The 17,231-nt window shown below is 71.8% G+C and carries 15 protein-coding genes; 9 read left to right on the forward strand and 6 right to left on the reverse strand.

Translation table 11 applies throughout. The features are described 5' to 3' along the window. Window positions 1-18 precede the first annotated feature (18 nt). From O7631_RS15205 to O7631_RS15215, 3 genes are all read left to right on the forward strand, one after another. A complete protein-coding gene (locus tag O7631_RS15205) occupies window positions 19-867 on the forward strand; it encodes a C39 family peptidase (RefSeq protein WP_278144813.1) in 849 nt (282 codons plus the stop codon). A 134-nt stretch (window positions 868-1,001) separates the two neighbouring features. Further along, complete coding sequence (locus tag O7631_RS15210; protein WP_278144814.1) at window positions 1,002-1,748, forward strand: alpha/beta hydrolase; 747 nt, start codon at window positions 1,002-1,004, stop codon at window positions 1,746-1,748. Window positions 1,749-1,856: 108 nt separating this feature from the next. Beyond that, complete coding sequence (locus O7631_RS15215) at window positions 1,857-3,113, forward strand: hypothetical protein (protein ID WP_278144815.1); 1,257 nt, start codon at window positions 1,857-1,859, stop codon at window positions 3,111-3,113. A 33-nt stretch (window positions 3,114-3,146) separates the two neighbouring features. Here O7631_RS15215 and O7631_RS15220 read toward each other — a convergent pair whose 3' ends face one another. From O7631_RS15220 to O7631_RS15235, 4 genes are all read right to left on the reverse strand, one after another. Continuing rightward, window positions 3,147-4,835 carry a CDP-glycerol glycerophosphotransferase family protein gene (locus tag O7631_RS15220; protein ID WP_278144816.1) on the reverse strand — a complete coding sequence of 563 codons (1,689 nt, stop codon included), beginning with the start codon at window positions 4,833-4,835 and terminating at the stop codon, window positions 3,147-3,149. 33 nt (window positions 4,836-4,868) lie between these two features. Further along, entirely contained in the window at window positions 4,869-6,386 is a 1,518-nt protein-coding gene (locus tag O7631_RS15225) for a bifunctional cytidylyltransferase/SDR family oxidoreductase (protein WP_278144817.1), read from the reverse strand. Window positions 6,387-6,520: 134 nt separating this feature from the next. Beyond that, window positions 6,521-7,297 (reverse strand): ABC transporter ATP-binding protein, encoded by a 777-nt coding sequence (locus O7631_RS15230; protein ID WP_088991800.1) that lies wholly within the window; start codon window positions 7,295-7,297, stop codon window positions 6,521-6,523. A 28-nt stretch (window positions 7,298-7,325) separates the two neighbouring features. Further along, window positions 7,326-8,219 carry an ABC transporter permease gene (locus O7631_RS15235; protein ID WP_278144818.1) on the reverse strand — a complete coding sequence of 298 codons (894 nt, stop codon included), beginning with the start codon at window positions 8,217-8,219 and terminating at the stop codon, window positions 7,326-7,328. A gap of 178 nt (window positions 8,220-8,397) precedes the next feature. Between O7631_RS15235 and O7631_RS15240 the strand changes: the two genes are divergently transcribed. The 3 genes from O7631_RS15240 (at window position 8,398) to O7631_RS15250 (ending at window position 13,264) form a co-directional block, all read left to right on the forward strand. After that, complete coding sequence (locus tag O7631_RS15240) at window positions 8,398-9,036, forward strand: TetR/AcrR family transcriptional regulator (protein WP_278144819.1); 639 nt, start codon at window positions 8,398-8,400, stop codon at window positions 9,034-9,036. 124 nt (window positions 9,037-9,160) lie between these two features. After that, window positions 9,161-11,272, forward strand: a complete 2,112-nt coding sequence (locus tag O7631_RS15245) for a DUF6077 domain-containing protein (RefSeq protein WP_278144820.1) — start codon at window positions 9,161-9,163, stop codon at window positions 11,270-11,272. A 228-nt stretch (window positions 11,273-11,500) separates the two neighbouring features. Next, the gene (locus O7631_RS15250) at window positions 11,501-13,264 is read left to right on the forward strand and encodes a CDP-glycerol glycerophosphotransferase family protein (protein ID WP_269680095.1); all 1,764 of its coding nucleotides are present in this window, start codon (window positions 11,501-11,503) and stop codon (window positions 13,262-13,264) included. A gap of 59 nt (window positions 13,265-13,323) precedes the next feature. Here O7631_RS15250 and O7631_RS15255 read toward each other — a convergent pair whose 3' ends face one another. Further along, window positions 13,324-13,662 (reverse strand): DUF952 domain-containing protein, encoded by a 339-nt coding sequence (locus O7631_RS15255; RefSeq protein ID WP_278144821.1) that lies wholly within the window; start codon window positions 13,660-13,662, stop codon window positions 13,324-13,326. A 112-nt stretch (window positions 13,663-13,774) separates the two neighbouring features. Between O7631_RS15255 and O7631_RS15260 the strand changes: the two genes are divergently transcribed. From O7631_RS15260 to O7631_RS15270, 3 genes are all read left to right on the forward strand, one after another. Then, the gene (locus O7631_RS15260; protein ID WP_278144822.1) at window positions 13,775-14,086 is read left to right on the forward strand and encodes a hypothetical protein; all 312 of its coding nucleotides are present in this window, start codon (window positions 13,775-13,777) and stop codon (window positions 14,084-14,086) included. A gap of 74 nt (window positions 14,087-14,160) precedes the next feature. Further along, the gene (locus O7631_RS15265; RefSeq protein WP_088990531.1) at window positions 14,161-14,817 is read left to right on the forward strand and encodes a response regulator transcription factor; all 657 of its coding nucleotides are present in this window, start codon (window positions 14,161-14,163) and stop codon (window positions 14,815-14,817) included. A gap of 9 nt (window positions 14,818-14,826) precedes the next feature. After that, entirely contained in the window at window positions 14,827-16,263 is a 1,437-nt protein-coding gene (locus tag O7631_RS15270) for a HAMP domain-containing sensor histidine kinase (protein WP_278144823.1), read from the forward strand. A 10-nt stretch (window positions 16,264-16,273) separates the two neighbouring features. Here O7631_RS15270 and O7631_RS15275 read toward each other — a convergent pair whose 3' ends face one another. Then, complete coding sequence (locus tag O7631_RS15275; protein ID WP_278147942.1) at window positions 16,274-17,224, reverse strand: TAXI family TRAP transporter solute-binding subunit; 951 nt, start codon at window positions 17,222-17,224, stop codon at window positions 16,274-16,276. Window positions 17,225-17,231 lie beyond the last annotated feature (7 nt).

Consider the following 17,231-nt stretch of genomic DNA (forward strand, 5'->3'; position numbering starts at 1 on the left):
CCGCTCTCCCCCCGATCCGTGGAGGACCCCGTGAAGCACACCCTGCAGCGTCAGCTCCGCCGTTTCGCCACCGAGCGTCCGTACCAGATCGTTGCCGCCTCGGCCGCGGCCCTCGCGATCGCCACCACCACTGGCGCCCTGCTCACCACCGCCGACGACGCACCCGCCGGCCAGCGCACCGCGACCACTGTCGCCGAGATGCGCAGCGACGTCGCCGCCTCCCGCGGCGAGGTGCGTGAGGCGTCCCCGTCGGCCAGCGCCGCGCCGAGCACCGCCGCTCCGGCCACCACCGCCGCGTCGCCGGCGGCCAAGGCCAAGGCCAACCCCGACCTCACCCGTAAGCCGACGCCGCCGAAGCCGCCCGCGACCAAGGTGCTGGACTACGACTACGAGGCGCAGAACACGTACTACAACTGCGGCCCGGCGGCCACCCGGAACGCCCTCAGCGCCGCCGGTATCGACCGCACCCAGGAGGAACTCGGCGCTGAGCTGGGCACCACCGAGATGGGCACCAACTCCGCCGAGGACACCACGCGGGTCCTCAACGCCGAGGTGAAGGGCTCCCCGTACCGGACCCGGATGTTCGCCGGCGCCCCCAGCCCGGCCCAGATGGACCGGCTCCAGGCCGACGTCGTCAAGGCCATCACCGACGGCCGTGGCGTGGTCGCGAACGTCGTCGGCGACGCCGTCGACACCAACGGCGGTTACCACTCCTACGGCGGCGGTCACTACATCGCCGTCGTGGGTTACAAGGACAACGGCCGTACCGTCCGGATCGCCGACTCGGCCAACGCGGCCGACCCGTCGTACTGGATCACCACCATCGACCTGGCCAACTGGATCGCCAGCCGGGGCTACTCCGCCTGACCCAGGCACGCTGACCGCCGCGGGCGTCGTCCCCCACGAGGGGCCGACGCCCGCGGCGTTCTCGTCGGTGCCGTCGGTGTCCTGCGGAGGCGTCGACTCTCGTACCGGGCCGTGAACCGTGGGAGACTGCGGCCGTGGTGGATGAATCGGGTGGTCAAGCCGGTCGTGGGCGGGTCCTGCTGCTCCTGCACGGAATGGGCACGACCGGGGACGTCTGGTTGCCGTGGGCGCCGCTGCTCGAGCAGCGCTGGGCGGGGCGGTGGCTGGCGCCGGATCTCGCCGGCCACGGCTGGGCGGCACCGCTGCCGTCGTACACCTTTGCGGGGTTCGCCGACCGGATAGCGCGCGGCCTGGCGCCCGGTGACCGGCTCGTCGTGCTCGGGCACTCGCTGGGTGGGGTGGTCGGCCTCGCGCTGGCCGCCCGCGCCGCCGGGACGCCCGTGGACGCCGTGGTCGGGCTGGGCATCAAGGCCGTCTGGTCACCCGACGAGCTGGCCCGCGCCGCCGACCTCGCCGCCCGCCCGGTCAGCTGGTTCGCCACCCGCGCCGAGGCGGCGCGCCGCTACCTTCGGGTGTCCGGCCTGGCCGGCCTGGTCCCGCCGGACCATCCGGTGGTGGACGCCGGCCTGCGTCAGGTCGACGGCCGGTGGCGCCTCGCCATGGACCCGACCGCGTTCGCCGTCGGCGAGCCCGACCTGGCCGCGCTGCTGGCGGCGACCGACGCGCCGGTCGTGCTGGCGCGCGGGGAACACGACCCGATGGTCAGCGACGAACAGCTCAAGGAGTACGGGGTCCCGGTCGCCACGTTGCCCGGTCTCGGCCACAACGCGCACGTGGAGGACCCGGCGGCCGTACTGGCGCTGCTCGACCCGTACCGCTGAGCGGTCCCGACCGGAAATATCGGTCGTGCGGTCGCACCTTCGACACCTACATTCGGCCGGATGCCTGCTATTGATCCGTCCCTTGTGGTCACCGTGAGCCTGAATGTCGTGGACGCTCGACTCGACGATGCCGCGCGTCGGTGCCGGTCCCTGCTCGCGTCGCTCGGCGCGGTGGGTCTGGTGGCGTCCCGCACCGAAGCCGACGGGCCCCGCGACGGGGTGGACGTCGACCTGACGCTGATGCCGTCCGTCCCGTCCGTTTCGGGCGCTGAAGCGGTACGTCACCTGGCCGCGCCACTGCTGACGCGCTTCCGGTGGAGCCGTGGCGATCTCGAGGTGGACGAATCGGCGGCCGGTCACCCGATGGGTTTCGCCGCTGGTCGTGAGCGGACGACCGCCGGCGTGACGCCGATCTGTGTGTCTATCTGCGCGGCCGATGACACCGAAGGCGAGTGGTGGGACCCGCCGAAGTGGCTGCCCACCGACGAGGCCGTCGTTCCTGTCCGGCGACGGGTCAGACGACTGCCGGCTGCGGCGTCCGACGACGACGTGGTGGCCCGGGTGCACGCCCGGCTGACCGCCCCCGACCTCGACAGGGCTCTGGTCCGCTGCCTTGCTCTGCTCGGGCGGCCGGACGTGTGGTCCGTCGACCTGCGGCAGTCGGCGACCGACGGCGGCGTCTGGAGTCTGGCCCTGCTCCTGGTGCTGCCTCTGGTCGACGTGTCACCGCAGGATCCCTTCGGGACCGGTGTCGCCGCCGTGGCCGCCGAGTTCAGGTTGCCGACGGGGCACCTACGCAGGTCACCGTTGGGAACGTGGATGGTGGCGGCGATGGAGACCACCCGGCCGCTCGGCGACGCGCCGGCGGTCGAGGCGCTGTACGTGCGGACCGGGATCGACCCGTTCGACCCGGGACCGGTCGACCGGCCGGTGGAGACCCGGGAGATGGTGCTGCGAGGGCGGGACGAGGACGGTCCGGACGAGGCCGAGTTGAGCCGCACGATCGAGGAGGCCTTGCGAGACGCCGTACGTGTCCTGCTGGTGGTCGACGTCACCAACCCGGTTGCGGACGCCAGGGCCGTGGTCCGGGGCCTCTGTCGAATCGAAGACGATGACATCGATTCCACCAGCACCGAGACCCTGGCCGACGGACGGCTGCGGATCGTCGCTCACCTTGGGGCCACGTTGCTGACCGCCGAGGAGATCGTGAAGGTCGTCGTCGCGTCGACGGATCTTCACCCCTGGGTGCGCTCGGTCCCCGGGTCGGCCGACGGCCTCACGACCGCCGAATGGATTGCGCCGGCCGACACTCGCGGGGTCGTCCGGGTCGAGGTCAGGGCAGGGTACCGGCTCGGGCTCAGCTAGCTGTCAGTGTCCGGCACAGCCCGACGGGCCGGGTCAGGCGAGAGGGGAGAGCTGCGGCGACCGCTCGGCCGCGGTGTCCGGTGCCGACGTCAGCTCGCGGCGGGCGGCGTTCAGGAAGGCGTCGGCGTACGACTCGGCGGGGAAGTCGCCCAGGTAGCGGCGGCGGGTGGCCCACCGCGCCTCGGCCAACGGGTCGGTGTCCAACAGGTCGGTCAGCACACCGTCCATGTTGGACAGGTCGCGGCGCAGCACGTACCCCGAGCCGGCCAGCGGGAAGCGCTCCACGAACCGGTCGCCCTCGCCACCCATGTCGGTGACCGCGTACGGCTTGCCGGAGTAGAGGTAGTCCGAGATCACCCCGGACACGTCGGAGACCAACGCGTCGGAGGAGTTGACGCACTCGGTCAGGCTCAGCTCCCGGGCCGCCGACCCGAACACGTGCTGCCGGCCGGTGCGGGCCCGATCGGCCGTCAGCAGCTCGGTCAGCCGGCCCAACTGCCGCGCCGACGCCGGGTTCTGCGTCGTGTACGGGTGGGCCCGCAGGATCACCGTCGCGCCGCGCTCCAGCAGCCGCCGCAGCAGCTGCTCGGCCACCGGCAGCGAGCAGTAGTCGGCGTCGGCGTGGTGCCCGGTCCAGGTGGGGGTGTAGAGCACTGTGGGATGGGCCAGACCCCGCGCCGGTTCCTGGCGTACCTGGATCGACTCGACCTGCGGGCGGCCGACCACCACGAACTTGTCGGCGGGAATCTGCACCCCCGCGCGGGCGTACCTGTCGATCGCGGCCGGCCCGGCCACGAAGATCCGGTCGAAGATCCCGGACACCGGGTTGGCGCTCGGTGCCTTGTCGCTGTCGCCGTGGTGCAACTGCACGTGGGTGAGCTGGGTGAAGCGGATGCAGTGGCTGTTCTTCGCCCCGTGGTTGACGTAGAACGCGGCCCGCAGGCTCGGCACCAGTGCCTCGTCCATGGTCCGCAGGGTCGGGCAGTAGACCACCGGAGCGTCGGTGGCCGCGGCGATCGGTGCCAGGAACTCCGGCTCGCGCAGCATGACCAGGAACGGGCGGCCGATCCGTTCCAGGTACGGCAACCACATGGTGACCTGGTACTCGGAGCCGGGCGGGGCGGAGAAGTAGAGCACGAACTCCGGCTGGTGCCGACGCAGCGCACGGCCCACCGCGCCACCGCCGGCGCCCGGCCGGAACCGCCGCCGGGCCAGGTCCAGTGCGACAGCCCCGACGCCCGCACCGACCAGCAGGCTGGCGGCCAGTGGCACCACGGCCGGCAGGGCCAGCGCGGCGGCGAGGGCCACCACGGCGAGCAGCCCGAGCAGCGCGGTGCCGAGCTGGTCGGCGACCACCGGCGTCCAGGTGCGCACCGGTAGGTTCGCCGTCCGCATCTCCAGGTTGCCGGCGGTTCGCAGAGGCCCCACCAGCAGCACCAGCCCCAGCAGGACCAGTGCGGTGGCGACCAACGCCAGGTCGACACCGTCGTCCAGCCGACGCCAGTAACCCACCAGGACCGCGGCGGCGATCAGCGTCGTCTCGGCGACGAGGTCGGCGCCGGGCCGGACCCGCTGCTCCACGGCCGACGCGACCACGGCCGCGACAGGCAACGTCAGGCCCCAACCGGTGGCGTCGGTGAGCGCCAGCACGACGAAGGCCAGGACGGCCAACCCGGTGCTCAGGCAGCGGGCAGCCAGCTTACGGACCAGGTCGCCGCGCATGTCGCTCCGTTCGTGGTTCCGCAGCCGCGGGCGTCAGTTGACCGACGCCACGTCGGCCGACGTCTCGACCTGACCCGGCCCACCCTGCGTCGGCACGCTCGGCGTCACCCCGTCACCGGGCGCCCGGCGCACGTCGATCACCTGGCCGGTCAGGTCGGAGATCAGCACGTCCAGGGACGACTGGGCGACGGCCTCCGCGGCGAGCAGCGTGTGCTCCGGCTCCTCGCCGAAGGCCCGTGTCCGCATCGGGGTGGCGGTCCGCTCCGGGTTGATGCAGTTGACGCGTACGCCGACGTCGGCCCACTCGTCGGCGAGCGCCTGGGTGAGGTTGACCAGGGCGGCCTTGGTAGCCGAGTAGAGCGCGTAGCGGGCCCGGCCCCGGGTGTAGGAGCTGGAGGTGTACAGCAGCAACTGACCCTTGGTCTGCTGCAGGTAGGGCAGCGCCTGGCGGGCGATCGTCACCGGGCCGACGAAGTTGACCTGGAGCACCCGGTCCATGGTCTCCTCGTCCATCTCGGCGAGTTCGCCCCGCTCCAGGATCCCGGCGGTGACCACCACGTGGTCGATCCGACCGGTGGCCTCGAACGCGGTCGTCAGCGCGGCCTCGACGTCCTCGGCCCGCTCCACGTGGGTGCCGGTGCTGGAACGGCTGAACGGGAAGACCTGGGCGCCGAAGCGACGGGCCAGCTCGGTCAACTCGTGGCCGATGCCGTAGCTGCCGCCGAACACCACGATGGTGCGGCCGGTCAGCTCCTCGCTGTAGCTGCGGTGGTCGGTCAGCCGGGGCGCCTGCGCCGCGGCGAGCTGGAAGAGCTTGTCGGCCAGGTGCACGTCGACCGGGTGGGTGACCTTGATGTTCTCGTCCGAACCGTCGATCACCTTGATCGGGGTGCCGGGCAGGTAGCGCAGCACCACACCGCAGTCGTCGGTGGCGGCGAAGTTCGGGTCGCCCTCGGCGATCCGGTACGCCTCACGGATGGTGGGGGAGCGGAACGCCTGTGGGGTCTGCCCCCGGCGCAGCCGGGACCGCACCGGGATGTCGGTGATGCAGTCGTTGTCGTCCACCTGGATGATCGTGTCCGCGGAGGGGATGGCCACGTCCACGGCGTCGTAGGTCCAGAGGGCGTTGACGCACTCCCGCACGATCCGGCCGCTGAGCAGCGGGCGTACCGCGTCGTGGAAGAGGATGTTGCAGTCCTCCGGGCCGACCGCGTCCAGGGCGATCCGGGTGGTGGCGTTGCGGGTGTCGCCACCCTCGATCACCTTGGTGACCTTGCGCAGGCCGGCCTTGTCGACGATCTGCTGGGCGTCGTCGACGTGACCGGACGCCATCAGCACGATGATCTCGTCGATCTCGGGCGCCGCCTCGAAGACCGCCAGGGTGTGCTCGATGATCGGCTTGCCGGCGATCTTCAGCAGCTGCTTCGGGATGCCGAGGCCCAGCCGGGTCCCGGTGCCGCCGGCCAGAACCACGGCCACCGTCCGCGAGGGCCGCCATGGCGTCGGGGTCTCCGCTGCGGCGTCCGGGCCAGTGGTCTGGTCCTGCGTCATTGCCGGATCCTCACTCTCAGGGATGCGTTAACGGAAAGTTCCGCCCGAGCGGCGACGGGATGAACCTTAACGCGCGGACCGCGCCGCCCCAACGCGGGCGACGCGGTCCGTGGCGTCGTGTCGATGCCGAGGCGCTACTTGCTGTTGGCGTACGCCTCGTAGGCCCGGACGACCTCGTCGGTGGGACCGTCCATCCGCAGGACGCCCGATTCCAGCCAGATCGTCCGCTCGCAGGTGTCCCGTACGGAGGAGAGCTGGTGGCTGACCAGGAACACCGTGCCCGCGCCCTCGCGCAACTCCCGCACCCGCTGTTCGCTGCGCTTGCGGAAACCCTTGTCGCCGGTGGCGAGCGCCTCGTCGATGAGCAGCACGTCGTGCTTCTTGGCGGCGGCGATGGAGAACCGTAGCCGGGCCGCCATGCCGGAGGAGTACGTCCGCATCGGCAGGCTGGCGAAGTCACCCCGCTCGTTGATGCCGGAGAACTCGATGATGCCCGCGGCCTGCCGGGCGACGTCGTCGGGATGCATGCCCATGGCCAGGCAGCCGAGGGTGACGTTCCGCTCGCCGGAGAGGTCGTTGAGCAGGGCGGCGTTCACGCCCAGCAGCGACGGCTGCCCCTGGGTGTAGATCGCGCCCCGGTTGACCGGCAGCAGCCCGGCGATGGCCCGCAGGATGGTGGACTTGCCGGAGCCGTTGGTGCCGATCAGCCCGATCGCCTCACCCCGGTACGCGGTGAAGGAGATGCCCTTGACCGCGTGCACCTCCCGGATGTTCGGCGCGGAGGTGCGCTTGACCAGTCGACGCAGCGCGGCGACCGGTGTGGTGCCGCCGCCGGCGCCCTGGTGCACCCGGTAGATGATGTGCGCGTCGTCGACGACGACGGTCGGGATGCGCTCCTGCGTCGGCGTCATCGTCGCGGTCGCCTCGATGGGCGTGTGCTCAGCCACGGCCGTACTCCTGTTCGCCGCGCCAGAAGTAGATGAAACCGCCGATCCCGGCGACCAGGGCCCACCCGGCCCCGACCAGCCACAGCTGGGTCAGCGACTCGTTGAGCAGCGGCGCCTCCTCGAGCAGCGTGTACCGCGCCAGCTCGATGTAGACCAGCAGCGGGTTGTACTGCACCAGCGTCGTCGCCCAGGCCGGCAGCCGCTCGAACAGGCTGACGCTGTAGAGGACGCCGGAGCCGTACATCCAGGTGCGCAGGACGAACGGCATGACCTGCTTGAGGTCGCTCGCCTTGGAACCCATCCGGGCCACCAGCAGCACCACGCCGGCGTTGAAGATCGCCTGCAGGAACAGGGCCGGTATCAGCAGCAACCACTCCAGCGTGATCGGCTCGCCGGTGGCCAGCACGATGCCGATCAACACCACCATCGAGGCCAGCAGTTGCTGGAACTGCGTCAGCGTGGTGGACAGCGGCAGACTCGCCCGGGGGAAGTGCAGCGCCCGGATCAGCCCCAGGTTGCTGCTGATCGCCTGGGTGCCGGTCAGGACCGCGCTCTGGGTGAAGTTGAAGATGAACAGCCCGGTGGTCAGGTAGGCGATGTAGTTCGGCATGTCGTTCTGTGCCAGCACCACCCCGAAGATCAGGTAGTAGACCGCCGCGTTGGTGAGCGGGGTGAGCACCTGCCAGAGCTGACCCAGCTTGGCGTTGCTGTACGAGGCGACCAGCTTGGCGTTGGCGTACGCGGCGATGAAGTGGCGGTACGCCCATAGTCGGCGGCTGTACTCGACGACGCTGGGGCGCTCACCGGCGACCCGTAGCCCGTGTCGAGCGGCCAGCTGCGCCTGGGTCAGGCCCGTGTCGGGGTCGACCAGCGCGGTGGTGGCCATGGAAATGGCGCTCCGATCTCTGTGCAGACGGGGTGGCTCGCGACGATGGGATCCTAGTGGGAGATGTGCGCGGGGCGCCGCCTCGTCGCTGCGTGGACAGTAGTCCGAAACACGTCGGGACGCAACCGTATCGTCGTTGCGTTACGCTGGTCCCCGTGACCTGCGATAAGAGCCCTGGATGACGACCGAGAAGAGGCGGGCCCCGGCCGGAGCGGCGGTGCTGCGCGACGAGATCACCGCGGCGATCCGGCGTGCGCTGATGCAGGAGCTCGCCGCCGTCGGCTACGGCCGGCTCTCCATCGAGGCGGTGGCCCGGAGGGCCGGCGTCAGCAAGACGGCGATCTACCGGCGGTGGAGCTCGAAGCTCGATCTGGTGTTGGAGATCGTCGCCGCGGCGGCACACGGCAAACTGCCGGCGCTGGACACCGGCACCCTGCGCGGCGACCTCGCCCTGCTGTTCCAGGCGGTGGCGCACGCGCTGCGGCACCCGCTGGCGTCGCAGATCATCCCGGACCTGCTGGCCGAGGCCGCCCGCAACCCGAGCATCGACGAGACCCTGCGTCGGGTGCTGCACGCGCGTCAACAGGAGATCGGCGGTCGCCTGGTCACCCGCGCGGTGCAGCGCGGCGAGTTGCCCGCCGACACCGACCCGGACGCGGCGGTCGACCTGATCGTCGGCCCGCTCTACTGGCGGCTCGCCATCGCCCGCCTGCCGCTCACCGACAGCTACCTCGACAACCTGGTCGAATCAGTTGCCGCCGGGCTCGGCGCCGACAGCGTCCTGCCCCGACCCCGGCCGGCCCCGATCCCGGGTTGACCAGGCGTCCGACACTCGGTCGCCCGCAGCACCGGTCTGCCTGTCCGATTCCGCTACGCTGCCCCCTTGACACCCGGCTGTCACCACGCCGAAACCCTGATCCGCCCGACGACTAAGGACGCCCGTGGCCACCGTCGACAGCATCGCCGTAGCGCCCGCCGACTCGGATCCGACGCCCGGGGCCGAGCAGGGACCCCGGCCCGCCGACCGTCGCGCTCTTTCGTCCCGGGTACGCGCGCTGGTGGCCGACGCCCCGGCGCTGCTCACCGACGGGGCGGTGATGGCGTTCGCACTCTTCACGGTGCTCTACCACGCGGCCTTCCTGGGCGACCTGCGCCCGTCGGTGACCTTCCGGATCTGGCTGGTCGCCTGCGTACTGCTCGCGGTGGTGGCCCTCGTGCGTCGCCGCCGCCGTTCGGCCGCCGCCACGGCACCCTCCACCACCGCTGCCGGCGAGGAGGACGAGCCGGCCGTGGAGCGGCCCGCCGTCGACCGCCGCCTGCTGATCGGGGTGCTGGTCGCCGCCGCCGTCGCGGCCGTCTCCGCCGGTGTGGCCGGGACGGGGGTCCGCCTCACGTGGTGGATTCCGGCGATCGCCGGTCTGCTCGCCGCGGTCGGCGGGATCCTGCTCGTCCGTCGGGCCTGGCTCAGCGGTCCGGTCCCCACGCCGGTCGTGCCGGTGCCCACCGTGGGGCAGTCGACGTACGCGCTGGTCATCTCGGTGCTGGTCGGAATCTCCTCGTTGTTCATGGCCCGTAACACGCCGGACGACGTGTACTACGTCGGCAAGTCGGTCTGGATCGCCGAGCGCGACCTGGTCCCGCTCAACGACTTCCTGTTCTCCGAGAACGTGCTGCCGGCCATGGGCTCGCAGCCGCCGATCCCCTCGATCGAGGTCTTCGACGGTGCGTTCGCCAACGTCGTCGGCATCCACGCCAGCTCGGCCCTCTGGTACGTACTGCTGCCGATCATGGCGGTGCTCGCCGCGCTCGCCCTCTGGCGGCTGACGCACCGGTGGGCCCCGCGTCGCCCGGTGCTCGCCTTCACAGTGGCCATCGCCTACCTGTACCTCGTCGCCGGCGGCGACGCCGCGCTGGGCACGTTCCACCTTCCTCGCCTCCATGAGGGCAAGGGCATGTTCGTCTCGGCGGTCATCCCGCTGATGTGGCTCTACCTGACCGAGTGGTTCGACAACCGGTCGCGGCGCAGCCTGGTGCTCATCGTGGCGCTCTCGATCACCGCGATCGGCCTCACCAACACCGCAGCGATCATCCTGCCGATGCTGGTGGGCGCCGCCGGCTTCGCCATGCTCCTGGTCGGGCGGTGGAAGGCCGCCGTCGTCGCCGCGGTCGCCGCTCTCGCGTACCCCATCGGCTCGCTGGTGGTCTCGCGGCTGCTGCTCGGCGGGATGGCCGCGGAGGGCGCGGACGACGCCTTCTTCAACGCGGCCTCCACCTACCGGCGGACGCTGTTGTTCGGCGTGGTCGGGGTGATCAGCGGTCTGGCGCTGTGGTACGGGTCACTGCTCGCCCGTCGGCGCACCCCGGCGCTGCTCATCGCCGGCTCCACCCTGGCGCTGAGTGTGATGTTCGTACCCGGAGTGCTGGAGCTGTTGAGCGCGTTGAGCGGCATCTCGGTGGTGCTCTGGCGCGTGCCGTGGCTGCTCGCCCTGCCGACGCTGATCGGTCTGCTCTGCACCGTGCGCGTGCCGGCGCCGACACCGGCGCTGCGGCGCGCGGCGGCCGGCGGGGTCGCGGTGCTGCTGGTTGCCGCGTTCGCCCTGTTCGCGACTCCGATGTGGTCGCCGAAGAGCTGGGTCGAGGTGCACGAGCGGCCCACCTGGAAGCTTCCGCAGCAGCGTCAGAAGATCGCGTTCTGGATCAAGGGGTTGGACCGCCCGGAGGGCATGCTGCTGGCCCCGAAGGTGATCATGCGCACCACGCCGATCGTCACCAGCGAGGTCCGGGTCGTCCTGCCCCGCGACTTCTACCTAGTCGAGTACGACCTCGACTCGCAGTTCGCCAAGGACCGGTTGCTGCTCGCCGGCTTCGCCGACGGTGTCAGCGCCCCGGCGCCGGCCGAGCTGGCGCCCGCGCTGGACCGCCTCGACGTGGGCACCATCTGCGTCTACAAGGGCAACCAGTACGCGCGCGACACCGCGCCGCAGCTCGGCTACCAGGAGTTCGCCGCGCGCAAGGCGCCCGGGGCGACGATCTGCTTCCGGCGGGTCGCCTGAGCGGATCCCTGTCGAGCAGCCCAATCCAGGGATGGGGTCGGGCGCACCCAGGCGCGGAGCTTTGCCCGAAATGGTGCCGGATACCCGAGTGACGCTCGGGCGTCCCCTCGCGTTAAGGTCGCAGTCACGCGCAGGGCGGCTGCGGTCGGCCCGCCGCGCGACGGGGGAGTGGCGTCGATCCATTCACGGGCACAGCCCGCAACGAAATCTCGTAGGGAGCAAACTCTCTTGTTCGGCACGTTGACAGGACGCCTCGGAGTGGCCGCCCACAGTGCCCTGCTGGTGCTGGCCTACCTCGTCATGCTCGTCGGTGGTGTGTTCGGCTGGATCAGTCTCTTCGCCGTCGCCGGGCTCGCCGCCGTCATCGGCGAGTTCGCCGTCGCCCGCTGGTCGCCGTCGTCGCACCTGCTGCTGGAAAAGGTGGGCCTGCACTGGTCGTACCGGCAGCTCACCCGGGACCTCGCGGCCGTTCTGCTCGTCGCCGCCGAGGTGCGACTCAGCGGCGGGGAGCTGACCCTGCTGCTGGCGCTGCCGGCAGCGGTGTGGGTCGTGTCCGTCTTCGCCGGCGCGCTCTCCGTCATGATCGAGCGTCGTAACCCCCTCTCCGCGATGGTGCGTAACATCGACCTGGGTGAGCTGCGCTCCCCGCACCAACTGCCGGCCTGGGTGGCGGCGGTCACCGGTGACCGGATGCCCCTGCTCAACCTGCTGCTCGTTCCGGCAGCCGTCGTCGCGGCCGTACGGCACGACCCGACGCCGTTCTTCGTCGCCGCCGCGGTGGCGGTCGTGGCAACCGGTGTGGTGGGTGCCATCACCGCTCTGACCTGGTTGCGAGGCCGGGGCCAGGGCACCGGGCAGGGCCTGGTGCTGCCCGCCGTCCAGCGGTGGATGGACACCTACCGACCCGAGGTGGCGCTCTACTTCGCAGGCCCGGCCAAGGACGTCTACCAGGCCAACATGTGGCTCGCCCCGGCCGAGGCGCTCCAACAGCGCGCGGTGGTCCTGATGCGCAGCCGCGACGCGTTCCTGGAACTGGCCGACACCCGGCTGCCGGTGATCTGCGTACCGGCCGGTGTCGACTTCATGAACCTCGACCTGCGCGGCATCCGCGCGGCGCTGTACGCCGCGAACGTCGGCGCGAACATCCACATGCTTCGCGAGCCCACCACGAAGCACGTCTTCGTCGGGCACGGTGACAGCGACAAGCAGGCCAGCGTCAACCCCTACAGCAAGGTGTACGACGAGGTCTGGGTCGCCGGGCTGGCCGGTCGCGAGCGGTACGCCCGGGCCGGCGTGGGCGTGCTCGACTCGGACATCGTCGAGATCGGCCGGCCGCAGCTCGCCGGGGTGCACACCTTCGGCGCCGAGTCGGTGGACCGGCCGTTCACCGTGCTCTACGCCCCCACCTGGGAGGGCTGGCTCGACGACGACCCGTACCACACCTCGCTGGTGCTGATGGGTGAGCGGATCGTCAAGGGGCTGCTGGCCACGAACCCTCGGCTGCGACTGGTCTACAAGCCGCACCCGCTCACCGGGTCGCGGTCCAACAAGGCCAGGGCCGCACACGAGCGGATCGTCGCGGCCATCCGCGCCGCCGGCGGCGACGCGGACGCGTCCTCCTTGGACGGCACCGCGCACCTGGTGGTGACCGGTCGTACGCCGGCGTTGTTCGACTGCTTCAACCAGACCGACCTGCTGATCAGCGACGTGTCCAGCGTGGTCTCCGACTTCGTGCAGAGCCAGCGCCCGTACGTGGTGGCCAATCCGGCGGGTCTGTCCGAGGACGATTTCCGCCGGGACTACCCGACGGCCCGGGCCGCGTACCTGCTCTCGAAGGACTGCGGCGAGCTGGAGAAGATCGTGTCGGTGACGCGGGCCGGTGACGACCCGATGACCGAGGCTCGCCGGGAGCTGAAGACCTACCTGCTCGGCCCCGCCGAGGCGAACCCGATGGACCGGTTCCAGGAGGAGATCAGCCGGCTCTGCCGCTGAGTCCGCACGGACGGCGTCGCGCGCCCGGCCCGATACCTGTCGGGTCGGGCGCGACCGTGTCAGCCCAGGAGGGCGGCGACCGCCTCGGCGACCGGGGTGTCCGCGGGCAACGCCTGCGCCGCCACCACCGCGGCGACCGGCAGTGGACCGTACACGTGCGGGAAGAGTTGCCCCCCGCGCGACGGCTCCCACCGCAACGCGTCGCCCAGCCGGTCCTCCGCCACGCTCAGCAGCGTCAGCCCGGTCATGCCGGCGAAGTGTCGCCGTGCCGTCTCGACGACCTGGTCACCGCCGGAGAGGTGGATGAAACCGTCCTGCCGGTCCAGGGCGGAGCCGGTGAAGGCGCCGGCGGCGAGGGCGTCGTCCCACTCGGTGCTGGACAGCAGTTTGTAGATCATCTCGGTAGCCTACGGCGTTGCCGTGGGCGCGCCGAGCCGGTTTCCCCGGTACCGCCGCGCCCGTCGCCCCCGGCCGGGCATGCTCAGGTCAAGGCCGCGGAGGGGATGGGCGATGCAGAGCTACGACGACGACTGGACCGACAGCCAGCGCGCGCTGTACGACGAGTGCTACCGGGCCGGCGGCGAGTGGGCCGAGGACCCGGACACTCCGTCCGACGACGTCCAGCACGTGATCAACCTGGCCGAGGCGGACGACGACGCCTTCGAGGATGCCGAGATCGACTATCCGCCCCTGGTCGACGCGGTCACCCAGGCCAGCGGCGTCACCGTGACGAGCGTGCCGGCCAGCCACGAGGACCCGGGCTTCCGTGGCTTCACCGACGGCGTCCGGGACGCCACCGCCGACGACGTCTTCGGCCTGTAGCGGGTAGGCGGCCTCCCGCTTCGCGCCCCGTTCTGCCACCATTCGCAGAACGGTTGCGACGGACGGAGGCACGGGTGCGGATCCTGCTGGTGGAGGACGACCGCCGGGTCGCCGGTGCGCTCTCCTCCGCCCTGACCCGCCGTGGATACGAGGTGGAGCACGCGGCCACCGTCGCGGCCGCGCTCTCCGCGGCCCCGTGTGACCTGGTGTTGCTCGATCTGACCCTGCCCGACGGCGACGGCACGGACCTGTGCCGGGAGCTGCGCCGCCGCAGCAGCCAGCTCGGCATCATCGCGGTGACCGCGCGGGGTGAGGAACGGGACCGGGTGCTCGGTCTGCGCCTCGGCGCGGACGACTACGTCGTCAAGCCGTTCTCGATGGTCGAGTTGCAGGCCCGGATCGAGGCGGTGCTGCGCCGGGCCGCCAACGCCGCTCCGGAGCGACACCTCATCGAGGCCGGGTCGGTACGCATCGACGTGGCCGCCCGGACGGTGACCGTGGACGGCCGCGCCGTCACCCTGACCCGCAAGGAGTTCGACGTCCTGCTCTCGCTGGCCCGCCAGCCCGGGGTGGCGGTGCCGCGCGATCGCATCCTGCTCGACGCGTGGGGCACCACCTGGGCCGATCGGCACACTGTCGAGGTGCACGTCGGGTCGCTGCGCGGCAAGCTCGGTGACGCCCGCCTGGTGGAGACCGTCCGCGGCGTCGGCTACCGGCTGCGGGACGCGTGAGGGGCTGACGTGCGCCGCCGACTGGTGATCAGCTACCTGCTGCTGATGGTCCTCGTCCTCATCGCGTTGGAGACACCGCTGGCCGCCACCATGGCCAGCCGGGAGACCGAACGGGTGCGTGCCGACCGGCTCGCCGACGCCACCCGGTTCGCGTCGCTGGCCGGCCCGGCCTTGCGCGACGGTGGGCCGGGCCCGATCGAGTCGGAGCTGAACAGCTACGACAACCTGTACGCGATCGGTGTGGCGGTCGTCGACCGGGACCGCAGCACCCCGGTCTCGTCGCCGAGGTGGCAGCCCAGCCCGGGGACGGCGATGGTCCTGGACATCGCGCTGTCCGGGCAGCAGACCAGCGCGCCCGAGTCGGTCTGGCCCTGGACGACCGACCCGGTGGTGGTGGCCGCGCCGATCAACGACGGCGGTGAGGTGCTCGGCGCGGTGGTGATCGCGTCGCCGTCCGGCCCGATCCGCCGAGCTGTCGCCGTGTGGTGGCTGCTGCTCGCCCTGGCCGGTCTGCTCGCCGTGCTGGCCTGCGTGCTCACCGCGTTCGGGCTGGCCGGTTGGGTGCTGCGCCCGGTCACCGAACTGGACGCCGTCACCCACGAGATCGCCAGGGGCGACCGGGGCGCCCGGGTGCAGCACCGCCTGGGCCCTCCGGAGCTACGCCGCCTCGCGACCAGTTTCAACCACATGGCCGACGTGGTGTCCGACGTGATGGACCGTCAGCGCGCCTTCGTCGCGCACGCCAGCCACCAACTGCGCAACCCGCTCACCGCGCTGCGGCTGCGGGTGGAGGAGTTGGGCCCCAGCCTCACCGACCCGGACGGCCGGTCCGAGCACCAGCTGGCCCTTGAGGAGACCGACCGGCTGGCGTTGGTGCTCGACGCGCTGCTCACCCTCGCCCGGGCCGAACGGGAGGAGAACGAGCGGGTCACGGTGGACGCCGCCGCGGTGGCCGCGTCCCGGGTGTCCGCGTGGGCGCCGCTGGCCCGGCACCGTTCGGTAGCGCTGCGGTTGGCCACGAGCGACGCCCCGGTGTACGCGCAGACCGTGCCGACCGCCGTCGACCAGGCGCTGGACGCGTTGATCGACAACGCGGTGAAGTTCAGCGGGGCCGGCGGGGCGGTGACGGTGACCGTCGACCGCCGCGACGACGGGGTGTCCCTGGAGGTGCGGGACTCCGGCCCGGGCATGACCGAGAGTCAGCTCCGCCAGGCGACCGAGCGGTTCTGGCGAGCGCCGGACGCGCAGAACGTGGACGGCGCGGGGCTGGGCCTCACCATCGCCGCCGTGCTGGTGGACGCCTCCGACGGGCGGCTCACCATGCGCCCGGGGGAGTCACGCGGGCTGGTCGCCGCCCTGTGGTTCCCGGCGGCGGAGCCCGACCCGGCGGCGGAGCCCGTGGACGAGGAACCGGCCGCCGACCTGCGGCCCGCCCCGGCGCGCTGACGGCGGCTCGTCAGGGCTTGGCCGCCCGGTACCAGTCGGCGGCCCCGGGGTGCAGCGGCAGGGGCGCGGTGACGATCGCCGAGCGGGGGCTCATCCGTCCCGCCGCCGGATGCGCGGCGGCCAGTTCGGCACGGCGCTCCATCAACAACTTCGTCACCTCCCGGACCAACTGCTCCGGCAGGTCGGCCCGGACGATGAGGTAGTTCGGGTCGGCGACGGTGGTCACCGCGTCCACCCCGTACACCGAGCGGGGGATGTCCCGGGAGACGTAGACCTGGCCGTAGCGGTCGCGCAGCGGCTCGGTCCACTCGCTGAGGTCCACGATCCGGGTGGCGCTGCGCCAGGCCAACTCCTCGATGCCCCGCACCGGCAACCCGCCGGAGAAGAAGAACGCGTCGATCCGCCCGGACCGCAACGCCGCCACCGAGTCGTCCAGACCGAGTCGTTCCCGACGGATCTCGTCGCCGCCGAGGCGGGCCACCTCCAGCAGCCGGGTCGCGGTGATCTCGGTGCCCGAGCCGGGTGCGCCGACGGAGACGCGGCGGCCCCGCAGGTCGGCGACCGTGCGGACCGGGCCGCCACCCGTGGTGACCAGGTGCAACTGGTCGTCGTACACCCGGGCGATGGCCTCGACCGTCGGGTTCTCCGCCGTGGTGGTGGGCAGCACGTCGGCCTGGGTGAAGCCCAGCTCGGCCGCACCTGAACCGACCAGTTGGACGTTCTCCGCCGACGCGGCGGTGATCACCACGCTGGCCCGCACGTCGGGCAGGTCCCGGTTGAGGATGGCCGCCAGCGACTGCCCGAACGCGTAGTAGACGGCGGTGGGGCTGCCGGTGGCGATCCGGATCGTCGTCGGCGCGGTCGGGGCGTCCCGGCAGCTGGAGACGGCCAGGTTCGCGACCAGCAGCACCGTCAACAGGGCGGCCGGTCCCGCGCGGTGGCGGCCGGGCCGGCTGGACAAGGTACGA

Origin of the sequence: Micromonospora sp. WMMD967, assembly GCF_029626165.1 — a bacterium.
Taxonomy (GTDB): domain Bacteria; phylum Actinomycetota; class Actinomycetes; order Mycobacteriales; family Micromonosporaceae; genus Micromonospora; species Micromonospora taraxaci.

Bases quoted from the DNA above. Each gene is read 5' to 3' on its own strand.
- O7631_RS15260 (WP_278144822.1), top strand. From the start codon at position 13,775: ATGCAGAGCTACGACGACGACTGGACCGACAGCCAGCGCGCGCTGTAC.
- O7631_RS15230 (WP_088991800.1), bottom strand. From the start codon at position 7,297: ATGACGCCGACGCAGGAGCGCATCCCGACCGTCGTCGTCGACGACGCG.
- O7631_RS15240 (WP_278144819.1), top strand. From the start codon at position 8,398: ATGACGACCGAGAAGAGGCGGGCCCCGGCCGGAGCGGCGGTGCTGCGC.
- O7631_RS15255 (WP_278144821.1), bottom strand. From the start codon at position 13,662: ATGATCTACAAACTGCTGTCCAGCACCGAGTGGGACGACGCCCTCGCC.
- O7631_RS15220 (WP_278144816.1), bottom strand. From the start codon at position 4,835: ATGCGCGGCGACCTGGTCCGTAAGCTGGCTGCCCGCTGCCTGAGCACC.
- O7631_RS15225 (WP_278144817.1), bottom strand. From the start codon at position 6,386: ATGACGCAGGACCAGACCACTGGCCCGGACGCCGCAGCGGAGACCCCG.
- O7631_RS15235 (WP_278144818.1), bottom strand. From the start codon at position 8,219: ATGGCCACCACCGCGCTGGTCGACCCCGACACGGGCCTGACCCAGGCG.